This is a genomic window from Desulfovibrio sp. JC010 (assembly GCF_010470675.1).
Lineage (GTDB): Bacteria > Desulfobacterota > Desulfovibrionia > Desulfovibrionales > Desulfovibrionaceae > Maridesulfovibrio.
In genome coordinates this window covers 194,863-216,037 of sequence record NZ_VOIQ01000007.1, presented here as the reverse complement: position 1 = coordinate 216,037, position 21,175 = coordinate 194,863, and the positions used below count along the sequence as shown (strand labels likewise).

The following is a 21,175-nucleotide window of genomic DNA, read 5'->3' as shown; positions in this document are numbered from 1 at the left end:
GCTATACGTCTCCGATGATCTTGGTGGGGTTCAGGATGCCCTTCGGATCAATGGCACGCTTCATTTTCAAGGAGTACTCAAGGGTAGCCTTGGAAGTTTCTTTTTCCATCCACTTGGACTTTGCCATACCGATGCCGTGTTCGCCGGAAAGGGTTCCTTTCAGGGAGAGAGCTACGTCAAAGATTTCGTCGACAGCTTCTTCTACACGGTGGAATTCTTCCTTATCGCGGTTATCGCAGAGGATGGTCGGGTGCAGGTTACCGTCACCGGCGTGACCGAAGGTACCGATGTCGAGCTTGTACTTCTTGGCAATCTTATCCAGACCTTCCATCATTGCAGGAATCTGGGAGCGCGGTACGGTAGCATCTTCGAGAACGGTAGTCGGTTTTGCACGGGCAAGGGAAGGCAGCGCGTTGCGACGAGCAAACCAGAGAGCTTCACGCTCTTCAGCGGTTTCAGCCATTTTAACTTCTTTAGCGCCGCACTTGGTGCAGATATCAACAACTTTCTGAGCATCTTCGATAACTTCAGCCTGATGACCGTCAACTTCGATAAGCAGGATAGCGCCCGCATCGGTGGGCAGACCGGCTTTGGTGAAGTCTTCTACGTAACGGATAACAGAGTTATCGAGGAATTCCAGAGTACAGGGTACGATGTGGTTCGCGATGATGGCAGCAACGGTTTCAGAAGCAGTCTGAACGTTGGGGAAAATTGCCATCATAGCCTTGGAAGCCTTCGGCGGCGGAACGAGCTTGAGGATGATGTTGGAGAACACACCAAGGGTTCCTTCGGAAGCAACCATGAGCCCTGCGAGGTTGTAACCGGTAACACACTTAACAGTGCGGGATCCGGATTTGATCAGGTCACCGTGTGCGTCATAAAAATCCATACCCATGACGTAATCTTTGGTAACACCGTATTTGAGTCCGCGGAGTCCGCCTGCGTTCTCGGCAACGTTACCACCGATGGTGGATACTGCCTGAGAGCCCGGATCCGGGGGATAGAAAAGTCCTTTGGAAGCAACCTGTGCTGCAAACTGTGCAGTTACAACACCGGGTTCTACTACTGCGTAGAGGTCTTCTTCGTTGATTTCGAGGATTTTGTTGAGACCGTTGGTCAGAACAACAACGCCGCCGGGATGGGGAATGGTTCCGCCGGAGAGGTTGGTGCCTGCGCCGCGAACAGTCATGGGAAGACCGTGTTCATTACAAAGCGCGGTTACGGGACCGAGCTGTTCGGTGGTGGTGGGTTTGATTACCAGTGCAGGTACCTGGGGATCGAGTACTGCGGAATCGTAAGAGTAAGCGTGGAGGTCAGCTTCTTCGTGCATGACATTTCCAGCACCTACAATCTTTTCAAAGTCTTTGGCTAATTTAGCGTTGGACATGTTTTTTTGCTCCTGAATCTAAAAAACAATCTTGGTATATATTAATCCGACTAATTAAAACCCGCGACCGGAGCCGTCTCCGGTCGCGGGAGGACGTATTTAATTAGAACAGAGTGGGGTACATTACGAAGGAAAGTACGCAGGCTACGATACCTACAACCGCGCCGTATACGAGGAAGGGCCATACGGTGCGCTTGAGGATCTGACCTTCCATACCGGAGAGACCGACAACTGCACATGCTGCAACGATGTTGTGGATGCAGATCATGTTACCCATTGCGCCACCAACAGCCTGTGCGGCTACGATGATCTGGCGGGGCAGGTCGAGTTTAGCAGCTACGCCCCACTGGAATTCAGCGAAGAGCAGGTCGGATACGGTGTTGGAACCGGTGATGAAGGAACCGAGACCACCAACGAAGGAGGCGAACATGGGCCAGGTCTGGCCTGCGAGACCGGATACAGCTTCGGCCAGTGCCAGAGGCATGGACATGTAACCGTTGGGGTTCAGGGCTGCATCAGCAATACCGGAACCGCGGAAGATGGATACCAGCGCAACGGAGAAGAACAGTGCGATGGTGGGGTTCTTCATTTTCGCGATAGCTTCTTTCCATGCGGTAGCAGCTTTAGCAGCAGGCATGCCGTGGATGAAGATGGTCAGTACTGCGACCAGTGCGAAAGGAATGGTACCGGGGAGGTACAGAACCTTGATGGAGTTGTTAACGGATTCGAAACCGAGGATGTTCTTAAAGGGAATTGCAACACCTGCGAGCATGCCTTTGAGGCCGAGCTCGGGGATACGGGTGATTACAAGGATCAGACCGATGAGAATGTAAGGGGTCCATGCTTTGAGCTGGCTCATGTGAGCTTTGAACTCACCGGAGTTTTCAGCGGAAACAGTACCGGTCCATTCAGCATCCCAAGTGGAGGGTGCGCCGAAGTCCCAGGTTTTTTCGGGTACGCAGAAACCGTTTTTAGCACCGAGAACAGCGATACCGAGACCTACGAGACCACCAAGCAGGGAGGGGAACTCAGGTCCTACAAACCATGCGGTGAAGAGGTAAGGTACGGAGAAAGCGGTGGATGCGAAAAGGGAGAATTTCCATGCGCCGAAACCTTCAGACCAGCTCTTGTTCTCACCGAAGAAACGGGTCATGAAGCCGAGCATGAACAGGGGCAGGATGTAGATCATGGGGATGTGCATTACAGTCGCCCACTGACCGATTACTGCGTCGAAAGCTTCCATGGAGTTGAAGTTCAGGCCGGGAACTGCTGCTGCAACAGCCTGGTCAACATAAGAGGTCAGGTATTTCATACCGAGGATAACCGGGGTACCGACAGCACCGAAGGTTACGGGGAAGGAGTTGTATACCAGACACATTACAACTGCGCACAGAGGGGGGAACCCGAGGCTGAGGAGCAGCGGTGCTGCCAGAGCTGCGGGAGTACCGAAACCTGCGGCACCTTCAATGAATGCGGCGAACAGGTAACCGATGATCAGAACCTGTACGCGGCGGTCACGGCTGATGCCCTGGAATCCGTACTGGATGGTTTCCATACCGCCGGAATACTGCAGGGTGTAAAGAATGATAATCGCACCGAATACGATAATGAGAACGCCGATAGCGGTGATAAAACCGTGGACAGTAAGAGCTGCAACGTAAGATGCGGGCAGGTTCCAGACGGCGATTGCGCCTGCAACAGCAGAGAGCCATGCAACGGGCATAGCTTTAGTAGCGGGCCAACGCAGGCCGACCATCAGTACCATTGCCAGTACGATCGGGATGATCGCTACGAGGGCCAAAATTCCTACAGACATGTTTCCTCCTTAAGCAAAAAGAAATGCTTTTGTTCTTGCCGCTCTCTGATGAAAACGCATTCATCATACCACATAAGAACGGCAACGGTTCAACGTTTTTTTAAAAGTCTGCTGAAATGACTTTCTACCCTGCCCTCCTCTTGCTGCGACACCTTCCACGTATTCGCAGAGAGAGGGGGTGCTGCGGACGGGCCACCTGTGCAGGCCCGTCCGCAGCGCGGGTGGTGCTATTCGCCTTGGCTGTAATCAGCCGCGGCCATGTGTTTCAATATTTCGTACCGTTCGTTGTAATCTTTTTCGATTTTCGCACGGTATTCTTTGGATGCTTCGGGGTTGAGACGCTCAAGCAGGCCGTAGCGGTTTTCGCCGGCCATGAACTCCTGCATGGTTCCGTCGGGAGCTTTGGACTCCAGAACGAAGGGGTTCTTGCCTTCGTCAGCAAGCAGGGGGTTGAAGCGGTAGAGAGGCCAGTAACCGGAATCTACTGCCAGCTTCATTTCAAGCTGGGTCTTACCCATACCCTTGCGGATACCCTGGTTGATGCAGGGAGCGTAGCAGATTACGAGAGAAGGACCGGGGTAAGCTTCCGCTTCCTGGATTGCCTTCATGAACTGCTGCTTGTTTGCGCCCATGGATACGGAAGCAACGTATACGTAACCGTAGCTCATCATCATGCGGCCGAGGTCTTTCTTGCCGGTGTTCTTACCACCTGCTGCGAACTTGGCGATGGAGCCGAGGGGGGTCGCCTTTGAGGACTGACCACCGGTGTTGGAGTATACTTCAGTATCCATTACGAGGATATTGATGTCGCGACCGGAAGCGAGCACGTGGTCAACACCGCCGAAGCCGATGTCGTATGCCCAGCCGTCACCACCGAATACCCAGAGGGATTTCTTGGTGAACAGGTCTTCCATGTCTGCAATCTCAGCGAGAAGTTCGGTCTGGGGAGCACCGTAGATGCCGTCCACAACTTTCTGACCGTACTCTTCGGAGAGTGCTGCGTTGTCTTTGTTTTCCAGCCAGCCTTTCATGTCAGCTTCGAGTTCAGCGGGAACGCCTGCTTCGACAGCTTCAGTCACGAGGTCAGCCAGCTTTTCACGGCGGTGGGATACACCCATTTCAAGGCCGTAACCGAACTCAGCTGCATCTTCGAACAGGGAGTTGCCCCAGGTGGGACCGTGACCGTTCTTGTTGGTGCAGTAAGGAGTGGTCGGAGCGGATGCACCCCAGATGGAGGAACAACCGGTGGCGTTTGCAATGATCATGCGTTCGCCGAAGAGCTGGGTAATAGCTTTAACGTAGGGAGTCTCACCGCAACCGGAGCAGGCGCCGGAGAATTCCATCAGCGGACGCTGGAACTGGGAACCCTTAACAGAAGTTCTGGTCATCAGGTTATCCTTTTCGGGGATAGTCTGGGAGAACTCGAGGTTGGGAACTTCAGTGGGGGTCTGGGTAGCGATGGGCTTCATGACCAGAGCGGACTCTTTTGCGGGGCAGATGTCTGCGCAGTTGCCGCAACCGAGGCAGTCCTGAGCGTAAACCTGCATGCGGTACTTGAGACCTTTGAGCTCTTTACCTTTCGCATCGAGAGTTGCGAAGGTGTCGGGAGCGTCTTTCAGCTCTTCTTCAGTTACGAGAACGGGACGGATAGCTGCGTGCGGGCAGACAAATGCACACTGGTTACACTGAATGCAATTTTCAGGCAGCCATTCGGGAACGTTGATAGCAACGCCGCGTTTTTCGAACTGAGCAGTGGAAAGAGGGAAGAGGCCGTCAGGCTCAAAAGCGGAAACAGGCAGGTTGTCACCTTTCTGAGCAAGGATGGGACGGACAACATCAGTGATGAATGCCGGCTCATCAGATACGGCCGCTTCGTCTTCAGTGAGGTTTTTCCAAGATTCGGGAACAGTGATTTCAACAAGGTTGGCAACAGCCTGATCAACAGCAGCGTTGTTCATGTTGACGATCTTGTCGCCTTTCTTGCCGTAAGCTTTCTTGATGGATTCTTTGAGGTACGCAACAGCGTCGTCAAAAGGAATAACATCAGCAAGCTTGAAGAATGCAGTCTGCATAACCATGTTGATGCGACCGCCGAGACCTACTTCAGCTGCGATTTTAACAGCGTCGATGGTGTAGAACTTAAGGTTCTTCTCAGCGATGGTGCGACGCAGTTCTACGGGAAGTTCCTTCTCCATGTCTTCAGCAGACCAGGGAGAGTTGATCAGGAAGGTTCCGCCTTCTTTGATGCCTTCGAGCAGGTCGTACTGGTGCACGTAGCTGGAGTTGTGGCATGCAATGAAGTCCGCGCTGGTTACGAGGTAGGTGGACTGGATGGGATCATTACCGAAACGCAGGTGGGACATGGTGATACCGCCGGACTTCTTGGAGTCGTAAGCGAAGTATCCCTGTGCGTACATGTCGGTTTTGTCACCGATGATTTTGATAGCCTGCTTGTTGGCACCGACAGTACCGTCAGCACCGAGACCCCAGAACTTACACTGAACAGTTCCAGCAGGAGTGGTATCCATTTCGGCACCCACTGCGAGGGAAGTGTTGGTAACGTCGTCTTCGATACCGACGTTGAAGTGGTTCTTGGGACCGGCAGCTTTCATGTTGTCGAATACTGCTTTAACCATGTTGGGGCGGAACTCTTTGGAACCGAGACCGTAACGGCCGGCGGTAACAACGGGGTTCATGCCGCTTTCCATGAATGCGGTGCAGACATCCTGATACAGGGGATCGCCGAGGGAGCCGGGCTCTTTGGTGCGGTCCAGAACAGTGATGTTGGTGGTGGTTGCGGGGAGTACGTTGAGGAAGTACTCGGTGAGGAAGGGGCGGTACAGACGTACTTTGATGAGACCCACTTTTTCACCGTCGGCAACAAGCTTGTTGACAACTTCTTCAATGGCTTCACAACCGGAACCCATGGCAACGATGACTCTTTCAGCTTCTTCGTGACCTACGTAGTCGAAAGGCTTGTAGTAACGTCCGGTCAGGTCGCCTACTTTCTTCATGCAGTTGGTAACGATAGCAGGAAGCTGGTCGTAGAAACCGTTAGCTGCTTCACGAGCCTGGTAGTAAATATCAGGGTTCTGGGCAGTACCGCGAATGGAGGGATTCTCAGGATTCATTCCTCTTGCGCGGAAAGCTGCAACTGCGTCCCAGTCAACCAGAGACTTCATGTCTTCGTAATCGATAACTTCGATCTTCTGGATTTCGTGGGAGGTGCGGAAACCGTCGAACATGTGCAGGAAAGGCACGCTGGATTCGATGGATGCGAGATGGGAAATAAGGGCGATGTCCATACATTCCTGTACAGAGCTGGATGCCAGCATGGCGAAACCGGTCTGGCGGCAGGCCATTACGTCCTGATGATCACCGAAGATTGAAAGTGCCTGTGCAGCGATAGCGCGGGCGGAAACATGAAAAACGCCGGGAAGAAGTTCACCGGAGATTTTGTACATGTTGGGGATCATAAGCAGGAGACCCTGCGATGCAGTATAAGTAGAAGTAAGAGCACCCGCTGCGAGAGCACCGTGAACGGCACCGGCAGCACCAGCTTCGGACTGAAGCTGTTTTACGTTGAGTACCTGACCGAAAATGTTCTTACGGCCCTGCGCTGCCCATTCTTCAGCAACTTCACCCATGGTGGATGAGGGAGTGATGGGATAGATGGCTGCAGTGTCACTCATCGCGTAGGAAACGTGAGCGGTAGCAGTGTTACCATCCATAGTTTTCATGTTCTTAGCCATTAAAAAAGCTCCTTAAGAGAATTAATGTAAAACCTCACCGAGTAATTAAAAACCTTGCAAAAACAATCGGAACCCACGGCGCAAGGTTGAACACTCACATAAGCCCTAGTTATCAATTTGCGTGCCAAGACTGTTTTAAGCCATAAACACAAGCAGAATCAGCCGGTTACATTCAAACAACTCTAATTGAGAAGGGTATTCACTCCACTCAGTCCGAAAATTAAGACAAATCACCTGCCTCAAACTCTTAATTTTCCCGTTGCCGAAATGTAAACGGGCCCCAAAAGCCCGCAGGCTAAGGATTTCAGTTCTGAACACACAAAAAAAAGCCCTGTCTTCAAAAAAAGACAAGGCTTAGTCTTAAAAACCAGACTGAACAGTTATTCAATGATTATTTTAACCCAAACAAGTTACAACAGGTACTCACTTGCCCTAATCATTTATCCCGTGCTTTTTAAGCAGAGCATAGAAATGGGAGCGGGAAAGACCTGATATTTTTAAGATATATGCAGTCTCTCCGGGATGTCGCAGGAGCAGTTCTTCAAGGTATTTTTTCTCAGCCATACCCTTGAAAACTTTTAGCGGCGGCAATTCATCTGCAAGAATGTCAGATACCACAGTATCAAACACTGAATCTTGATTCAATTTCAACGAGTCCTTTTTTTCAGACACCAAGTTCTGCTTTAACTCGGCTGCAGGCTGCGGAGCGGACTTTTCCAGCTGAACAGCATGGCTGCCGCTCTTTTTTAAATTGGATTTAGCCATCTTGATACGCAGGGCATCGGAAAGATGCATGGCATAAATGGTATTGCCGGACCCGGCAGCAACAAAAGCCTGCTCTACGATATTAAACAGCTGGCGAACATTGCCCGGCCAGTCGTAATTCTCCAGCACATCATAAAAATCTGAGTTGGCAACCTTGGGCGGAACCCCGTACTGCGCGCTTAAACGCGAAAGATGAAAGGAGGTCAGCTCACGGATATCCCCTCCCCTGTCGCGCAGGGCCGGGAGGTAGATATGAATGGTCTGGATGCGGTAAAGCAGGTCCTGCCGGAACTCGCCGCGGGCTACCATGGCTTCAAGATCACGGTTGGTGGCCGCTATGAGCCTGAAATCAGACTTGAACTCCCGGTTCTCACCCACCGGACGGTAAGTACGCTCCTGAAGCACTCGCAAAAAGGACTTCTGCACAGCAAGAGGCATCTCCCCCACTTCATCGAGAAACAGGGTTCCCTTGTCCGCCAGCGGGATCAACCCCTTGCGGTCGGCCTGCGCTCCGGTAAAAGAACCGCGCTTGTGCCCGAAAAGAGTGGATTCCACCAGAGTTTCGGTCAGGGAGGCACAGTCAACCACAACAAAATTATTGTCGGCCCGTCTTGAATTCTCATGAATGGTCTGGGCGAAAAGCTCTTTCCCTGTTCCGGTCTCACCGTTGACCAGCACGTTGGCATCCGAACCTGAAGCATGGGCCACCAGATCATAACAACCTTTGATCTCGGCACTTTTACCCACAATATTATCGAGATTCAGGGCCACACACTGGGCCTTGTTCTGCTTTTCATTATGAAATTCCAACGCCCGGCGCATGGACAGGGTAATCTGCTTAACCGAAGAAGGCTTGACCAGAAAATCCCACGCGCCGCCCTGAATAGCCAGTTCGGCCCCGTCGGCATCTCCTTTTCCGGTCAGGATAATTACCTCCGGCTTACCGGAGGAATCCTTTACCTGCTGCAGATAATCCAGCCCGTTGCCGTCCGGCAGAGAGATATCAAGAAACACAAGATCAAAATCAGCGGCCTTAACCTTGGCAAGCCCGTCTTTCAGATTGTAGGAACTGACAGCCTCATGCCCGGTCCGGGCGATAAGGCTTTCAATTGTCTCGCATACCTGAACATCATCATCAATAATCAGAATTCTACCCATTTATGTTCTCCGTAGAAGAAAGAACTTCTCGAATTGCGTCAGCGATCACATTTTTATTATACGGCTTCATCAGAACTCTCCTGACACTCTTAACATCATATTCAGAATCCGACACGTAACTGAGCACATTGCGTCTGCCGGAAACAACAAGAATCGGCAGCTCCGGGGCCACATCCTGCACCATGCGGGCCAGTTCCAGCCCGTTGGTATGCGGCATGTCGTAGTCAGTTATCATCAAATCAAATCGTCCGGGCTCATCTACAATCAAGCTAAACGCTTTTTCCGGAGAAGCAAGGGCCGTCACTTCATAACCCAGACTTTCCAGAATACGCGGCGTGGTTTCCAGCTGGTCTTCATCATCCTCAACAAAGAGAATATTTTCCTGCCCCATGGGCAAGGCACCGTAACTCTTGCGCACAACATCACGCAGCTGGCCCTGCACCGGAAGGAAAATTTCAAAACAGGTCCTCACATCCGGAGTACTGCTGACCGAGATGCCGCCGCCATGCCCTTTGATCAGCCCGTGCACAACGGCAAGCCCCAGCCCTGTTCCTTCAGCCTTGCCTTTGGTGGTAAAGAAAGGATCAAAAATCTTATCCAGAATTTCCACCGGAATCCCCGGACCATTGTCAGTAATTTCCAGACGCAGGTAAACTCCGGGCGCAACCCGCATGAACTGGGCCTGCTCATCTTCAACTTCCACGGTGGTCAGGGTAACATCAATATTGCCGCCCCGCCCTTTCAGGGAATGAAAGGAATTGGTACACAGGTTCATGATCACCTGATGAATCTGGGTCGGGTCGGCCATAACCAGCGGCGCGCCTTCCGGGACATTGGCTGATACCCGAATATTGCGCGGCAGGGAAGCTTTAATAAAATCTACGGTCTCCTTGACCACCTCACCGATAGCAGTTGCCTTGAACCCTTCCTGCGAGGGACGGCTGAAGGTCAGAATCTGCTTAACCACCCGGCTTCCGCGCTGGGCAGCCTTAATGGCCCGGTCAAGGTCCTTATAGGTCAGGGTTCCTTCCTCGATATCGCTCAAAGCAAGCTCCACCGAGTTCATGATCGAGGTCAGGATATTATTGAAATCGTGGGCAATTCCACCTGCAAGGGTACCGATAGCTTCCATTTTCTGCGATTGCAGAAGCTGTTTTTCAAGGTTGACTTTACGGGTCACGTCTTCAGCAGTTGAAAGTGTGCCCACTACCGCCCCTTTTTCATTGTAAAGGGGAACCTTGTTGATCTCCAGCCAGACCGGCTCCTCACCGTCCCGGATCAGGGACCAGTTAATACCCATACGCGGCTTGCCAGTCTGGAGCACTTTCTTATCCCAGACCGCAGCCTGCTCTGCAAACCTTTTATGCACCTCAATCTCGGAGTCAGTCAGCCCCACCAGCGACCACGGGGAACCCAGCCCGAAAAAGTCAGTAAATGAATGGTTGGCCCCCAGATACTGCTGTTTCTTATCCTTCCAGCAGATCAAAAGCGGGATGGTATCCATAAGGATTTCCTGAAATGAAAGCTGGGCCTTGATGCGCTTTTCAACCTTGCGCCGCTGAAGGATGGAAATTATCAGCATGACCAGAATCATACTCAATCCGAGTATGGAAACGATGATGGTCCAGAAAACCTGCTTGTCCAGTTTATAGAAGTAGTCCGGTTCGTTGATTATAACGCTGTCATCCGGGAGCAGATCACTATTGATCTTAAATCTTTCCAAGACATTATAATCAAACATATAATATTCATTGGTGGCCTTGATAACCCTCTGTTTCGGCATCTTTCCGGTCTTGAGTACATGCAGGGCCATTTCCGCAGCCTTGCGGCCCTGATCTGTACCGGAAAGCAGTTTACCGCCCACAATACCGTGGCCGAGCAGAAATTCCCAGACACTGAAAATCATGACCGGGGAATTCTGGTAAATAATACTCAGCACTTCTTCAGAAGAAAAAAGTTCGCCGTGCGCCCCCTTATAAAACGGGGTAAACAAAAGGATTTCATCTTTGGTCATTGTCCGCGAGCGGGCCAGCAGGTCAACCAGCGGCATATCGTTCCAGTATTCAAAATTCAGCACCCCCCTGAAAAGGGGTTCTGCCTTTTTAATCTGTTCCCTGATAGCCTGTGAGGTTACCGACTGGTCACCAACCACCACAACCTTATGCAGATTCGGATTAATCTTAAGCGCGAGTTCAATATTATCTTTGATATCCGGGTTCTCAAGAACCCCGCAGTACTTATCCAGCCCGGCGATCAACTCCGGACGGAAGTCATTGATACCGCAGAAAATGACCGGAACGTCAGGAAAAAAAGTTTCCCGGTAACGGAGCATGAAATTAAGGGCGTTGTTGTCAGACACAACAATGGCTGAGAATTTATATTTCTGATACTTAAACACATAGTAGGAATGCAGAATTTCCATGAACTCTTCATCCTTGAACCGTTTGGTATCCATGTATTCAATATGCAGGTCGATATTCATCCCGCTTTCATTGAAGAAATCACGGACCCCTTCCAAAATATCATCGGACCACTTGTAGCCGTTCTGATACGAGTTCAGGTAGAGAACATTCCGTTTTTCGCTTTCCGCCATGGCGGCAGATGAAAACAATATGCTTAAAATAAGAAGAGTTACAGCAATTAACTGTTTCACTTTCCATTCACTCCGGTTTATATGCAATGTAGCACAGGTTCGCTGTCGGCACAGCCCCGATTTTTTCCGGGAACAGCCGCCCTGCTCAACTTTTACGATATACAAGAAACGTACCGCAATTAATACATTTTGTCGCAATCAGAACCAGTTATAATTTAAAAAATCCATTTTCAGGAAATAAAATGAAAAAAATTTTGCTCTTTATTCTGATCCTTTGCAGCACACCGATCTCTTTCCTGTTCGGAGCCTCCAGCAAATTGGACAATCCTGCCCAGCCGCAGGTTAACCCTGTGGAGATAGTGCTTGTCAGCGAGCAATTGGGGCCGGAAGAAAATAATACAACACTGTCCCACCCTCATTTGAAATACCGGGGTTCACTGCTGCTGAACAGCCCGCATCCGGCTTTCGGAGGATTCTCCGACCTGCTGGTAAGCACCGACCGCAAATCATTTCTGGCTGTATCAGACATGGGATTCTGGCTTAAAGGAAAACTGCAATACACCTCCTCCGGCTTCCTCAAGGGGGTTGAGCGCAAAGCAGAACTGGGACAACTGCTCAACAGCGAGGGCAAAACCTTTGCCATAAAATACAACGGTGATGCCGAAGCACTGTGTCGCACTCCGGACCAGAGCCCGGACAGCTCCACGGAATCCGGCTACCTTGTAGCTTTTGAAAGAGTCCACCGCATCAACAGCTATAACTCAGGTAAAATTCTGGACCTTTCCGGCAAAGCCACTCCGCTTCCCCTGCCGGAACAGATCAAAAAATCACCGCTCAACGGGGGCATCGAAAGCATGGCCCTGCTCCCGGACCAAAGTCTGTTCATCCTCACTGAAGGTGATGATTCGGCAGGCTCGTATTCCGCAGCAGCCCTGATGAAAAACGGAAAGTGGACAACTTTCCGATACAAACGTGATTCAAGCTTTCGCCCCACCTCCGCAGCCTGCCTTCCGTACGGTAAAATCCTCATTCTGGAACGCAGATACAACGGTCCCGGAACTCTCGGAATCAGGCTCAGCACCATTGAAAAAGGCCTGATCAGAAAAGGTACGATTCTCAGCCCGAAGCTGTTTTGTGAACTGAATCCGCCCATACCGCGCGATAATTACGAAGGTCTGGACGCTGTCCTCGGCACGAATGCTAACATATGGATTTATATCATTTCCGACGACAATTTCTCACCTGTACAGCACACAATCCTCTCACTTTTTGAACTTACACGCGGAAAAGAAAATTAGTCGTTAAATTCCGTATAATTAAAATCACACTATTTGATTTTAGCTAAATATTTTAGTCAGATATACGAAAAATAAAAATACTCTGTTAATCCGGGACGATTCAGGTTTTATCCATTTTTTTTCATCAGAGCCATTGTTTTGTTTGTCTGCAGAGGTTATCTTCTTACTAGGAACAACCTCACTGCAACCAATGGAGGAAGCCATGAAACAGAACAAGCGTCCGATTAAAAAAACGGAAAACACGGCCTGCCCGATTATTAACATAAAAGACAAAAATGAACTGTACATGATTTCGCCTGAAAACTGGAACACTCAGGACAACCGCACCTTCATTCTCAATGCAGATTTTCGCCAGATGGATTCAGCAAGGACAAAAAGCTAGCTGAATCCCCGCCCCCTTCCTGCCGCTCTCGCAAAATGGAATACAGCTGCCCCCCCTTAAAAAACATCCGGCAAAGGGGGGATGAAGACATAAAAAAAGCACCCTGCCCCACGGGCAGGATGCTTAACGGATTGCTATTATCCAAACAGTTAAAAATTCTTATTAATGGCACTAAGAATCCTGCGCGAAGCAGCTTCATCACCGAGTATGCCATAACGAACCGTAACCTCAGTTACCTTTGAAGATACATAAGTGAAATCAATATGCACTTCTGTATCAACATCTATGGCCTTAATGGAAGCATCGCTGAGTCTTTTCTTTTTCTCTTCCACTTTTAGCCCCAGACTCTGACACCCTTTTAGTGCCGCCTGAAAAGTGCTGCCCAGATCAGCATTGAATTTCTGTTTGGCCTGACCGGTAATGTACACATAAGTGCCGCCGGCAGCCGCCCCGCCCAGAACCACTGCTGCGCAGCCGGAAACAGCAACGCACATAAAAAGCGCAAGACAAACAGCCAAAACTCTACTTTTGAACATGATGCAACTCCCTGGCAAAAAAAAGGCCGGGAAAACCCCGGCCCCTGCATTCTCAAAATCTAAAGAATATTATTCTCGCGCAGTTCATTCATGACCTGCACTTTATTAAACGGTTTGACAATGTAGCAGCTGGCATACCCTTTAAAGAAAGCCTGACTCACATTTTTCGTGTCTTTCAGGGAAGTGATCATGACCAGCTTGAACTCATCCGGCCCATCCACTTTCAGCTCATGCTCCATCTCACGTAATTTTTTAGTCGCTTCGTGGCCGTCCATTTCCGGCATCAGAATATCCATAAAGACAGTATCGAACGGGTCGTCGTCCTCATGGGCCTTCTTATACAACTCAATGGCATCGCTTCCGTTGAACACAGCTTCACAGCGGGCATACGGTGAAAGCAGCTTGCTCAAATACATGTGAACGGTTTCGTCATCGTCAATAATTAGAAACCTCATATCCCCTCACTTGGCACAGTATGAATAGTTAATTTGGCTAGAAAATCAACAAACGTTTTAATTTCTACATCATACAATAAAATAAATAAAAAACCATAGCAACGCTAAATTAAAAAAAATACCCCCCTCAATTTAGCACCAACCGAGCGAAGCACAACAGCATTACATATTGATTTAAAAAGAAAAAAACGCCGCTCTTTAAACAAAAGCGGCGTTTTTTTGTACATTTTGCGAATTTTAAATATCCACGCCGAAAGCCTTGATTACGGCCATACCGCCGTGGGTATTATGAACATCTTCAAAGCCTATGGCATCAAGCATGATCTGGGCTTCGTAAGAACGGCCGCCGGTGTTGCAGACCAGCACCAGCTTTTTATCCTTGGGAAGCTCTTCATGCCTTTTGGGAATCTCACCCTGCGGAATGTTGTGCCAATGTTCGGGATACTTTTCGAGGAAAGGCTCTGCATCGGCATGTTCACGAACATCAAGGAAGCAGTACTTGCCGCTTTCACGATCAGCCCAAAGCTCGGCAAAGGCATCAGGACCGCTGCCATGGTTCATTCCATAAACAGCGTTATCAGCCATGTTGGCAATGGCGTTGAGCACATCCATGGCGGAAGCGAACGGCGGGGAGTAAGCCACTTCCAGATTGCTTACATCTTCAATCTTGGGTTCATATTTCATAATTGCCGCAACCGCGTTGATACGGCCCACAAGGGCATCGCCGCCAGCGGAAATCCCCTGAATGCCGAGCACCCGGCGGGTTGTTTTATCCACAACCATTTCAAGGGTCATCATGTCCTTTTCAGGATAGAAGTGGGCACGGTCGGCCATGATCAGCATAACGCTGACGGCGTCGAATCCGGCCTGCTTTGCAGCACCGAGGCTCATTCCGGTACCGGACATGGCCTGCTCAAAAATCTTAACACACCATGATCCTGCTGCAGCGGGGAAACTCTCCTTGCGTCCTGCAAGGTTGCCGCCGATAACCCGGCCCTGCCTGTTGGCCATGGACCCCATGGGCAGGAACAGCGGAGAGCCGTCAACAGCATTTTTAATGATGGCGCAGTCACCGCCGGAAAAGATCAGCGGATCGGAAGTACGCATGGTTTCATCAACCATAATTCCTCCGCGCTCACTGCATTCCAGACCGCATTCACGGGCCAGTTTATCATTGGGGATAACCCCGGCGGAAATAATTACGATATCCGCTTCCACTTCGCCGTCGGAGGTGATTACCTTCTCAACCTTGCCGTCACCTTCAATTCTGGAAACAGTCTGCCCGAGTTTGAAGGAGACACCTTCGTCTTCCATGTGTTTCTGGCCCATTTTTGCCAGCACAGGGCTGCACATGCGCGGAAGAATCTGGTCAAAAATTTCAACAACTGTGGTTTCAATGCCCCACATGTCGGAGAACGCTTCAGCCATTTCAAGACCGATAAATCCGGCACCGACCACAACAGCCTTGCCGTACTGACCCTTGGTGATGCCTTCCTTGATTTTTTCAGCGTCATGCATGTTGCCGACATAGAAGACGTTCTCAAGATCTTCGCCGGGCAGGCCGAGCTTGCGCGGGGTGGCTCCGGTACCGATTACGAGCTGGTCGTAATCAAGCACGCTTTCTTCGCCGGTCTTCAGGTTCTTGATCTGAACCTGCTTGTTTTCACGGTCGATCTTGGTGGCTTCAGTGGAAGAAAGCACTTCCACGCCCTTGATGTCGTTGAAAAACGGCTCGTCCCGGACCATATGGAAAGCTGTGGTGCGAAGCTGGTTGGCTTCGGACACATCGCCGGAAACAAAGTAAGGGATACCGCAACCGCCGTAGGAGAAAATTTCGTCCCTGTCGATAAGGGTAACGCGGGCGTCCTGTCTAATTCTTTTAAAGCGACAGGCCGCCTTGGGCCCAAGTGCCACAGCACCGATGACAACTACATGTTCTGACATGAACCGAACCTCTGTGTTGAGATTTACATAACTACTGAATAGCATCCTAAGCAGTAGGGGAATTGTCTTTGGCTTACGAACTAATCATTTTAAGAGATAAACGCAAGTAGCAGAGGGAATAATGCTGCAGTGGCACCGGTAAAAACTAAACCGTCCCTGCGTAAATCCTATTAAGAATCACATAGGGACGGCTTGCATTGATCAGATTTCAAATTCTAAAACGCCTGAAGTCCTTTTGGTTAAGCAATATTCTTAACAAAATCCTCCAAAAACTCAGCTAATTGCTCAGCCTTCTTCATAGTGAGAGGAGAAACCTCGTCCGCGAGATTTTCAACTCTTTCCAATTCAATATTAATAGCTTTGTGTACGGTAAAAGTTTCGACTTCTGAATCATCAAGAACTCTGCCGCAACCACCGACAATACCTACAAATTCACCTTCAATAATCACCGGAGTACAGACCTTGACCATCCCGGAATCACATTCTTCAATGACCGTTTTCCCGGAGGTTCTGGCCAGTTGGGACATATGTTGATGAGCCACGGAACAGATAGCCTGTATGCCCTCCGGGTGTGATTTAATTTCAGCACATAATGGATTACAGAAATTCTTATAACCGGTGAAAGTCAATCCGTCAGCATTGTACGCACTGGCATTAAAACCCCAGTCTTCATGTACTTTTCGCTCAAGATCATTCCACTCTTCTTTAGAAAGCAGATCGGTCATCAACATAACTAGCCCCTTATGTTAATAGATTTATGATAAATTTTATACTTACCCTATTCCAAAACATAATCAGGAGCAAGTGGGGTTGCAAAAAGACCACACCCCAAAGGAAACAAATTAATTCCACAAAAAAGACCGCCATATCCCGAAAGATATTGCGGCCTAATTCAATCTTTAAATTGGTAAAGTTTACTCTGCCCGAAAAGTCCCGGACTTGCCTCCGTCTTTGTAGACGAGTCGCACATCGGAAATAATCACATCCTTCTGTACGGCCTTACACATGTCGTAGATGGTGGCACAGGCGACCTGTACGGCAACCAGTGCTTCCATTTCTACTCCGGTTTTCCCGGTACAGCGGGCCTCGCCTTCCACTTCAATGGTCAGTTCGGCTTCGTTAACGGCAAAACGCACGTCAACATAGCTGAGTGCAATGGGATGGCAGAGCGGGATAAGGCGGTGAGTTTCCTTGGCCCCCATGATACCTGCGATCTTTGCGGAAGCAAGGGCGTCCCCTTTGGGGAGGGCCTGCTTCTGCAGCAGATTGAAAGTCTCCTCGTTGAGGATTACCTTTCCTTTGGCAATGGCGGTACGTTTGGTGTCGGCCTTGGCAGCCACGTCCACCATTGTCGCATTGCCTTCGGCATCAATGTGGGAAAACTCACTCATGCTACTCACCCATCACTTTATCTTTTGCTTTTTTGAAAAGCTTTTTCACCTTTTTCATGGGCTTCTCTTCATCAAGGGCTTCGAATTCCCTGAGAAGTTCTTCCTGCCTGCTGCTTAAGCCGGTGGGAGTCTTGACCTTTACTTCCACAAGCAGGTCGCCCTTGTGGGAACTGCCGAGGTAAGGAAGACCTAATCCGCGCAGCTGGAAAACCTCGCCACTCTGGGTCCCCTTGGGGACGTCCATTTCGATGGGATCATCAAGGGTGGGTATTTCCAGCTTGTAGCCCAGTGCAGCCTGTACAAAGGTAATTTCCGTACTCAGAACCAGATCCTGACCCTGACGCTTGAATACTTTGTCCGGCTCCACAGTGATGACCACGTAAAGGTCACCGTGGGGACCGCCGTTCATTCCGGCTTCACCTTCGCCGCGCAGACGCAGACGGGAACCGTTATCCACACCGGCAGGGATGCGGACATTCAGGTCCTTCTGCTTGCGCACATAACCTCCGCCATGACATTCAGGGCAGGGATTGGTGATGACCTTGCCCCGGCCGTTACAGGCGGGACAGGGAACGGAAATACGGAAAAACCCCTGAGTCTGCTCAACAGCCCCCCTGCCACCGCAATGGGAGCAGGTTTCCGGGGTGGTTCCGGGTGCGGCACCGCTGCCGTCGCAGGTATCACAGGTATCGGTCACCGGAATATTCAGTTCGACTTCGGTACCCTTGGCCGCATCACGGAAGGAAACGGTCAGGTTATACCTGAGATCGGAACCGGCCTGCATGCGGCTTCCGCCGCGTCCGCCGCCGCTGAAACCGAAAATGTCACCGAAAATATCACCGAAAGCACCGAAAATATCTTCGGAAGACTGGAATCCGCCGAAACCGCCGTTCATGCCGTTCACGCCTTCATGGCCGAAACGGTCATAACGGCTTCGTTTTTCAGGGTCGCGCAGAACATCATAAGCTTCTGCAGCTTCCTTGAAATTTTCTTCAGCTTGCGCGTCACCCGGATTACGGTCAGGATGAAATTCCATGGCTTTTTTGCGATAAGCCCTTTTGATTTCACCTTCCTGAGATTCCCGGGTAACTTCTAAAACTTCATAATAACAACGTTTTGACATAGCTTATTCGCTGCCGGGCTTTTTACCGTCAGCAGTGTGGTAGCTCTCGGGAAGAACCTTGGTAGCGGCAATTTCCCTGAGTGCGGTTACAATTTCTTTGTTTTTGGATTCAACAAGAGGAGTGTATCCTTCACGGTACTGCTTCACTCTTTTAATGGCCATCTGGACAATAAGGAATCTGTTACCAACCTCAGCCAGACAATCTTCAACGGTGATTCTTGCCATGCGATCTCCAACACAATGGTTTTACCGGGATAAGCCCCGGTTATTTTCTGAGAGGAATCTGGCCCTGCAGGTCTTCCAGCAGTTTGTCCGATACAGGATAGTACCCGGTACCGTTACCCAGTGAAAGCCAACATTGCCCGGCGGGAAGTTCCGGATCGGAAAAAAAGGACACCATAACGACACGCTCGCCGTTTTGGTCCAGTAAATCCAGATCCATGACCTTTTCGGAACTTTCCGAAAGAGTCTGCGCCGGTTCCGCCTCGAATTTTAATTCATTAAGTCGCCACAGAGACATGTCAATGCCCAGCAGCGGCTTTTTATCCTCAAAATTAATCCAGCTTTTATCGGATTTGATTCCGGTAAAAGTCTGGTTGCCTTGAACAACCTTTACAGAACCGAGCTTTCCGGTAGCCACGGAAACAACATTTCGCTGCTGCATGCTGAAAGCTTTTCTGTCCAATTGCTCATAATGTTCTTTGCTAAGAACCAAAAAACCGCTCTGCGCGGAAGAACGGGCAATGTAATGTCCGCCCTCCCCGGCCGGTTCGAAAATTTCCAGAGTCTCCACCTTGTTTCCAGGCAGAGCAATCTCGATATTCAGCACAATCCTGCTTTCTTTCCCCGGTCCTGTGGCAACGATGCCTTTAGCCGGAACCTCCAGCAGGGAGTGAAGAAAAAGATCGACATCTCCACCGCTGGCCTCTTTACCGCTAAGCGATGCCGGAAACGAAAAGGTAAACGGACCCTTCTTGCGGACCAGAGTCCATGAAAAAGAACCGCCGTGGCCCAGCGAAATGGACTGGACCTTATCCGGCTGCCCCGGCAACAGGAACATATTATAATAATATTCCGCCGGAAATTCGCAGCTGCTGACAAAATCTTTATCAAGAAGGAAAAGGCTGTTCTTTTCCTTGGAATTCAAAGCGTAAAAACCTTCCCCCGAAGGACTCTCGGAGCCGACTGTAACTGTCTGCTCCTGCCCACCGCCGGCGGCAATGCGCACCCGGGGAATTTCAAATCCATATTCGGCAGACACGCCTCCAGAAATCTGCCCAAGACAGCGAAAAGCCTTGTCCTGCGCAAGTACGTCGAGAAGAGCTTCAACTTTTTCCAGATCAGCTTCCACTGTGCCGTTCCAGCCGTGCTGAACCACACCCCAGCCGTCCGCCCTGCGCACAAGAGAAAAGCAGCCCTTATCCAGCGGACACACGTCTAGCCTGTCCACCTGTTCCTTATTGAGAACAGGCCAAACAGGCTCTGCGCGTTCCACCGGACTTTTCGGGGAACTCAAATAAAAGGCTCCGCAAACAATGGAGACCAGAGTCAAAAAAATTAAAAACCTTTTCAGCACAAACAGCACCTTGGGATTAGCAGACTCACGACACTATTCAACAACGGAGCAATTTGTTAAAATAAGAGATATAAACTTGCATGTCAATACATTTTAGGGCAAAATCCCCATCCCGTCAGTCGGACATCTCCGCCTGACTTGGTTATCAATAAATTATAAACTCGATTTTTTCCACAACTTACTTAAAGTCGACCCGGAGAATAAAATGGCAAAATGGGGAAAACTAAGCTTTGCCCAGAAAAAATGCGTTTCAACCGTCGGAATGCTTATGCAGAAAACCGAGATGATCAAAGACGGAGACCGTATAGGGATCGCTGTATCCGGGGGCGTAGACAGCTTCGTACTTATCCGCACCATGCTTATCCGTCAGGCTATCATACCATTTAATATAGAACTCATGGTCCTGCATGTTAACCCCGGATTTGTCCCGGAAAACCACCACCCCCTCTCTGAATGGTGTCGCGAGAACGGAGTTGCTTCACACATTGAGCTGACCGACTTCGGCCCGAGGGCGCACGGACCCGAAAACAAAAAAAAATCTCCGTGTTTTTACTGCAGCCGGTTGAGACGCAAAAGACTGTTCGAACTCTGCGACCAGTACGACCTGACCCACCTGGCACTCGGACATACAGCCGACGATCTGGTAACCACTTTTCACATGAACATGCTGCAAAGCGGACGCGTTCAGGGCCTATCCGCAAATGAATCTTTTTTCCAAGGAAAATTACAACTTATCCGCCCCACTCTTATGCTGGAAAAGAAATACATCAAGGCAGCGGCCCGGCAGTGGGAACTGCCCGTCTGGAACAACAAGTGCCCCTCCGACGACAACACCAAGCGCAGCGAAATCAACAGCTGGCTGGAGCAGGAATGGCGCAAAATGCCCGGCTCCAGAAACAATACTTTTAATGCTTTAAGACGCTGGCAGCTTGACTTAAACATGAAAACATCTTAAAAATTTTTCAAATTTATTGCGCCTGTTAACCAGACAAACTCAAG

Annotated in this window: 16 protein-coding genes; 3 read left to right on the top strand and 13 right to left on the bottom strand. The window is 50.1% G+C overall.

The features are described 5' to 3' along the window. Position 1: 1 nt before the first annotated feature. The 5 genes from FMR86_RS10125 to FMR86_RS10105 form a co-directional block, all read right to left on the bottom strand. On the bottom strand, positions 2–1,387 hold the full coding sequence (locus tag FMR86_RS10125) for an FAD-binding oxidoreductase (RefSeq protein ID WP_163351025.1): 1,386 nt from the start codon (positions 1,385–1,387) through the stop codon (positions 2–4). A gap of 103 nt (positions 1,388–1,490) precedes the next feature. Beyond that, positions 1,491–3,203 (bottom strand): L-lactate permease, encoded by a 1,713-nt coding sequence (locus tag FMR86_RS10120; protein ID WP_163351023.1) that lies wholly within the window; start codon positions 3,201–3,203, stop codon positions 1,491–1,493. A gap of 227 nt (positions 3,204–3,430) precedes the next feature. After that, positions 3,431–6,955 (bottom strand): pyruvate:ferredoxin (flavodoxin) oxidoreductase, encoded by a 3,525-nt coding sequence (gene nifJ, locus FMR86_RS10115; protein ID WP_163351021.1) that lies wholly within the window; start codon positions 6,953–6,955, stop codon positions 3,431–3,433. 432 nt (positions 6,956–7,387) lie between these two features. Beyond that, complete coding sequence (locus tag FMR86_RS10110; RefSeq protein ID WP_163351019.1) at positions 7,388–8,878, bottom strand: sigma-54 dependent transcriptional regulator; 1,491 nt, start codon at positions 8,876–8,878, stop codon at positions 7,388–7,390. Next, complete coding sequence (locus FMR86_RS10105; RefSeq protein ID WP_163351017.1) at positions 8,871–11,531, bottom strand: ATP-binding protein; 2,661 nt, start codon at positions 11,529–11,531, stop codon at positions 8,871–8,873. Before FMR86_RS10105 ends, FMR86_RS10110 begins: the two co-directional genes overlap by 8 nt. 182 nt (positions 11,532–11,713) lie before the next feature. Here FMR86_RS10105 and FMR86_RS10100 point away from each other — a divergent pair, with 182 nt between their 5' ends. Continuing rightward, complete coding sequence (locus FMR86_RS10100) at positions 11,714–12,769, top strand: esterase-like activity of phytase family protein (protein WP_163351015.1); 1,056 nt, start codon at positions 11,714–11,716, stop codon at positions 12,767–12,769. A 202-nt stretch (positions 12,770–12,971) separates the two neighbouring features. Then, the gene (locus FMR86_RS10095) at positions 12,972–13,151 is read left to right on the top strand and encodes a hypothetical protein (RefSeq protein WP_163351012.1); all 180 of its coding nucleotides are present in this window, start codon (positions 12,972–12,974) and stop codon (positions 13,149–13,151) included. A 149-nt stretch (positions 13,152–13,300) separates the two neighbouring features. Here the strand turns inward: FMR86_RS10095 and FMR86_RS10090 are convergent, their stop codons facing one another. From FMR86_RS10090 to FMR86_RS10055, 8 genes are all read right to left on the bottom strand, one after another. Further along, positions 13,301–13,687 carry a DUF3568 domain-containing protein gene (locus tag FMR86_RS10090; RefSeq protein ID WP_163351010.1) on the bottom strand — a complete coding sequence of 129 codons (387 nt, stop codon included), beginning with the start codon at positions 13,685–13,687 and terminating at the stop codon, positions 13,301–13,303. 59 nt (positions 13,688–13,746) lie between these two features. Further along, positions 13,747–14,142, bottom strand: coding sequence for a response regulator (locus FMR86_RS10085; RefSeq protein ID WP_163351008.1), 396 nt, complete (start codon positions 14,140–14,142; stop codon positions 13,747–13,749). A gap of 237 nt (positions 14,143–14,379) precedes the next feature. After that, a complete protein-coding gene (locus FMR86_RS10080) occupies positions 14,380–16,086 on the bottom strand; it encodes an FAD-dependent oxidoreductase (protein ID WP_163351006.1) in 1,707 nt (568 codons plus the stop codon). Positions 16,087–16,325: 239 nt separating this feature from the next. Next, a complete protein-coding gene (locus tag FMR86_RS10075; protein ID WP_163351004.1) occupies positions 16,326–16,817 on the bottom strand; it encodes a PocR ligand-binding domain-containing protein in 492 nt (163 codons plus the stop codon). A 183-nt stretch (positions 16,818–17,000) separates the two neighbouring features. Continuing rightward, positions 17,001–17,477, bottom strand: coding sequence for a cyclic pyranopterin monophosphate synthase MoaC (gene moaC / locus FMR86_RS10070; RefSeq protein ID WP_163351002.1), 477 nt, complete (start codon positions 17,475–17,477; stop codon positions 17,001–17,003). A 1-nt stretch (position 17,478) separates the two neighbouring features. Then, complete coding sequence (gene dnaJ, locus FMR86_RS10065; protein WP_163351000.1) at positions 17,479–18,600, bottom strand: molecular chaperone DnaJ; 1,122 nt, start codon at positions 18,598–18,600, stop codon at positions 17,479–17,481. A gap of 3 nt (positions 18,601–18,603) precedes the next feature. Then, the gene (gene rpoZ, locus FMR86_RS10060) at positions 18,604–18,825 is read right to left on the bottom strand and encodes a DNA-directed RNA polymerase subunit omega (RefSeq protein WP_163292575.1); all 222 of its coding nucleotides are present in this window, start codon (positions 18,823–18,825) and stop codon (positions 18,604–18,606) included. 40 nt (positions 18,826–18,865) lie between these two features. Then, positions 18,866–20,116: a DUF4340 domain-containing protein gene (locus tag FMR86_RS10055; protein WP_239057202.1), complete on the bottom strand. Its 1,251-nt coding sequence runs from the start codon at positions 20,114–20,116 to the stop codon at positions 18,866–18,868. A 265-nt stretch (positions 20,117–20,381) separates the two neighbouring features. Between FMR86_RS10055 and FMR86_RS10050 the strand changes: the two genes are divergently transcribed. Further along, complete coding sequence (locus tag FMR86_RS10050; protein WP_163350996.1) at positions 20,382–21,131, top strand: ATP-binding protein; 750 nt, start codon at positions 20,382–20,384, stop codon at positions 21,129–21,131. The last annotated feature ends 44 nt before the right edge of the window (positions 21,132–21,175 follow it).

Coding starts and splice junctions, on each gene's coding strand:
- rpoZ (WP_163292575.1), bottom strand. CDS start 18,825: ATGGCAAGAATCACCGTTGAAGATTGTCTGGCTGAGGTTGGTAACAGA.
- FMR86_RS10085 (WP_163351008.1), bottom strand. CDS start 14,142: ATGAGGTTTCTAATTATTGACGATGACGAAACCGTTCACATGTATTTG.
- dnaJ (WP_163351000.1), bottom strand. CDS start 18,600: ATGTCAAAACGTTGTTATTATGAAGTTTTAGAAGTTACCCGGGAATCT.
- nifJ (WP_163351021.1), bottom strand. CDS start 6,955: ATGGCTAAGAACATGAAAACTATGGATGGTAACACTGCTACCGCTCAC.
- FMR86_RS10075 (WP_163351004.1), bottom strand. CDS start 16,817: ATGTTGATGACCGATCTGCTTTCTAAAGAAGAGTGGAATGATCTTGAG.
- FMR86_RS10120 (WP_163351023.1), bottom strand. CDS start 3,203: ATGTCTGTAGGAATTTTGGCCCTCGTAGCGATCATCCCGATCGTACTG.
- FMR86_RS10110 (WP_163351019.1), bottom strand. CDS start 8,878: ATGGGTAGAATTCTGATTATTGATGATGATGTTCAGGTATGCGAGACA.
- FMR86_RS10080 (WP_163351006.1), bottom strand. CDS start 16,086: ATGTCAGAACATGTAGTTGTCATCGGTGCTGTGGCACTTGGGCCCAAG.
- FMR86_RS10090 (WP_163351010.1), bottom strand. CDS start 13,687: ATGTTCAAAAGTAGAGTTTTGGCTGTTTGTCTTGCGCTTTTTATGTGC.
- moaC (WP_163351002.1), bottom strand. CDS start 17,477: ATGAGTGAGTTTTCCCACATTGATGCCGAAGGCAATGCGACAATGGTG.
- FMR86_RS10125 (WP_163351025.1), bottom strand. CDS start 1,387: ATGTCCAACGCTAAATTAGCCAAAGACTTTGAAAAGATTGTAGGTGCT.
- FMR86_RS10050 (WP_163350996.1), top strand. CDS start 20,382: ATGGCAAAATGGGGAAAACTAAGCTTTGCCCAGAAAAAATGCGTTTCA.
- FMR86_RS10095 (WP_163351012.1), top strand. CDS start 12,972: ATGAAACAGAACAAGCGTCCGATTAAAAAAACGGAAAACACGGCCTGC.
- FMR86_RS10100 (WP_163351015.1), top strand. CDS start 11,714: ATGAAAAAAATTTTGCTCTTTATTCTGATCCTTTGCAGCACACCGATC.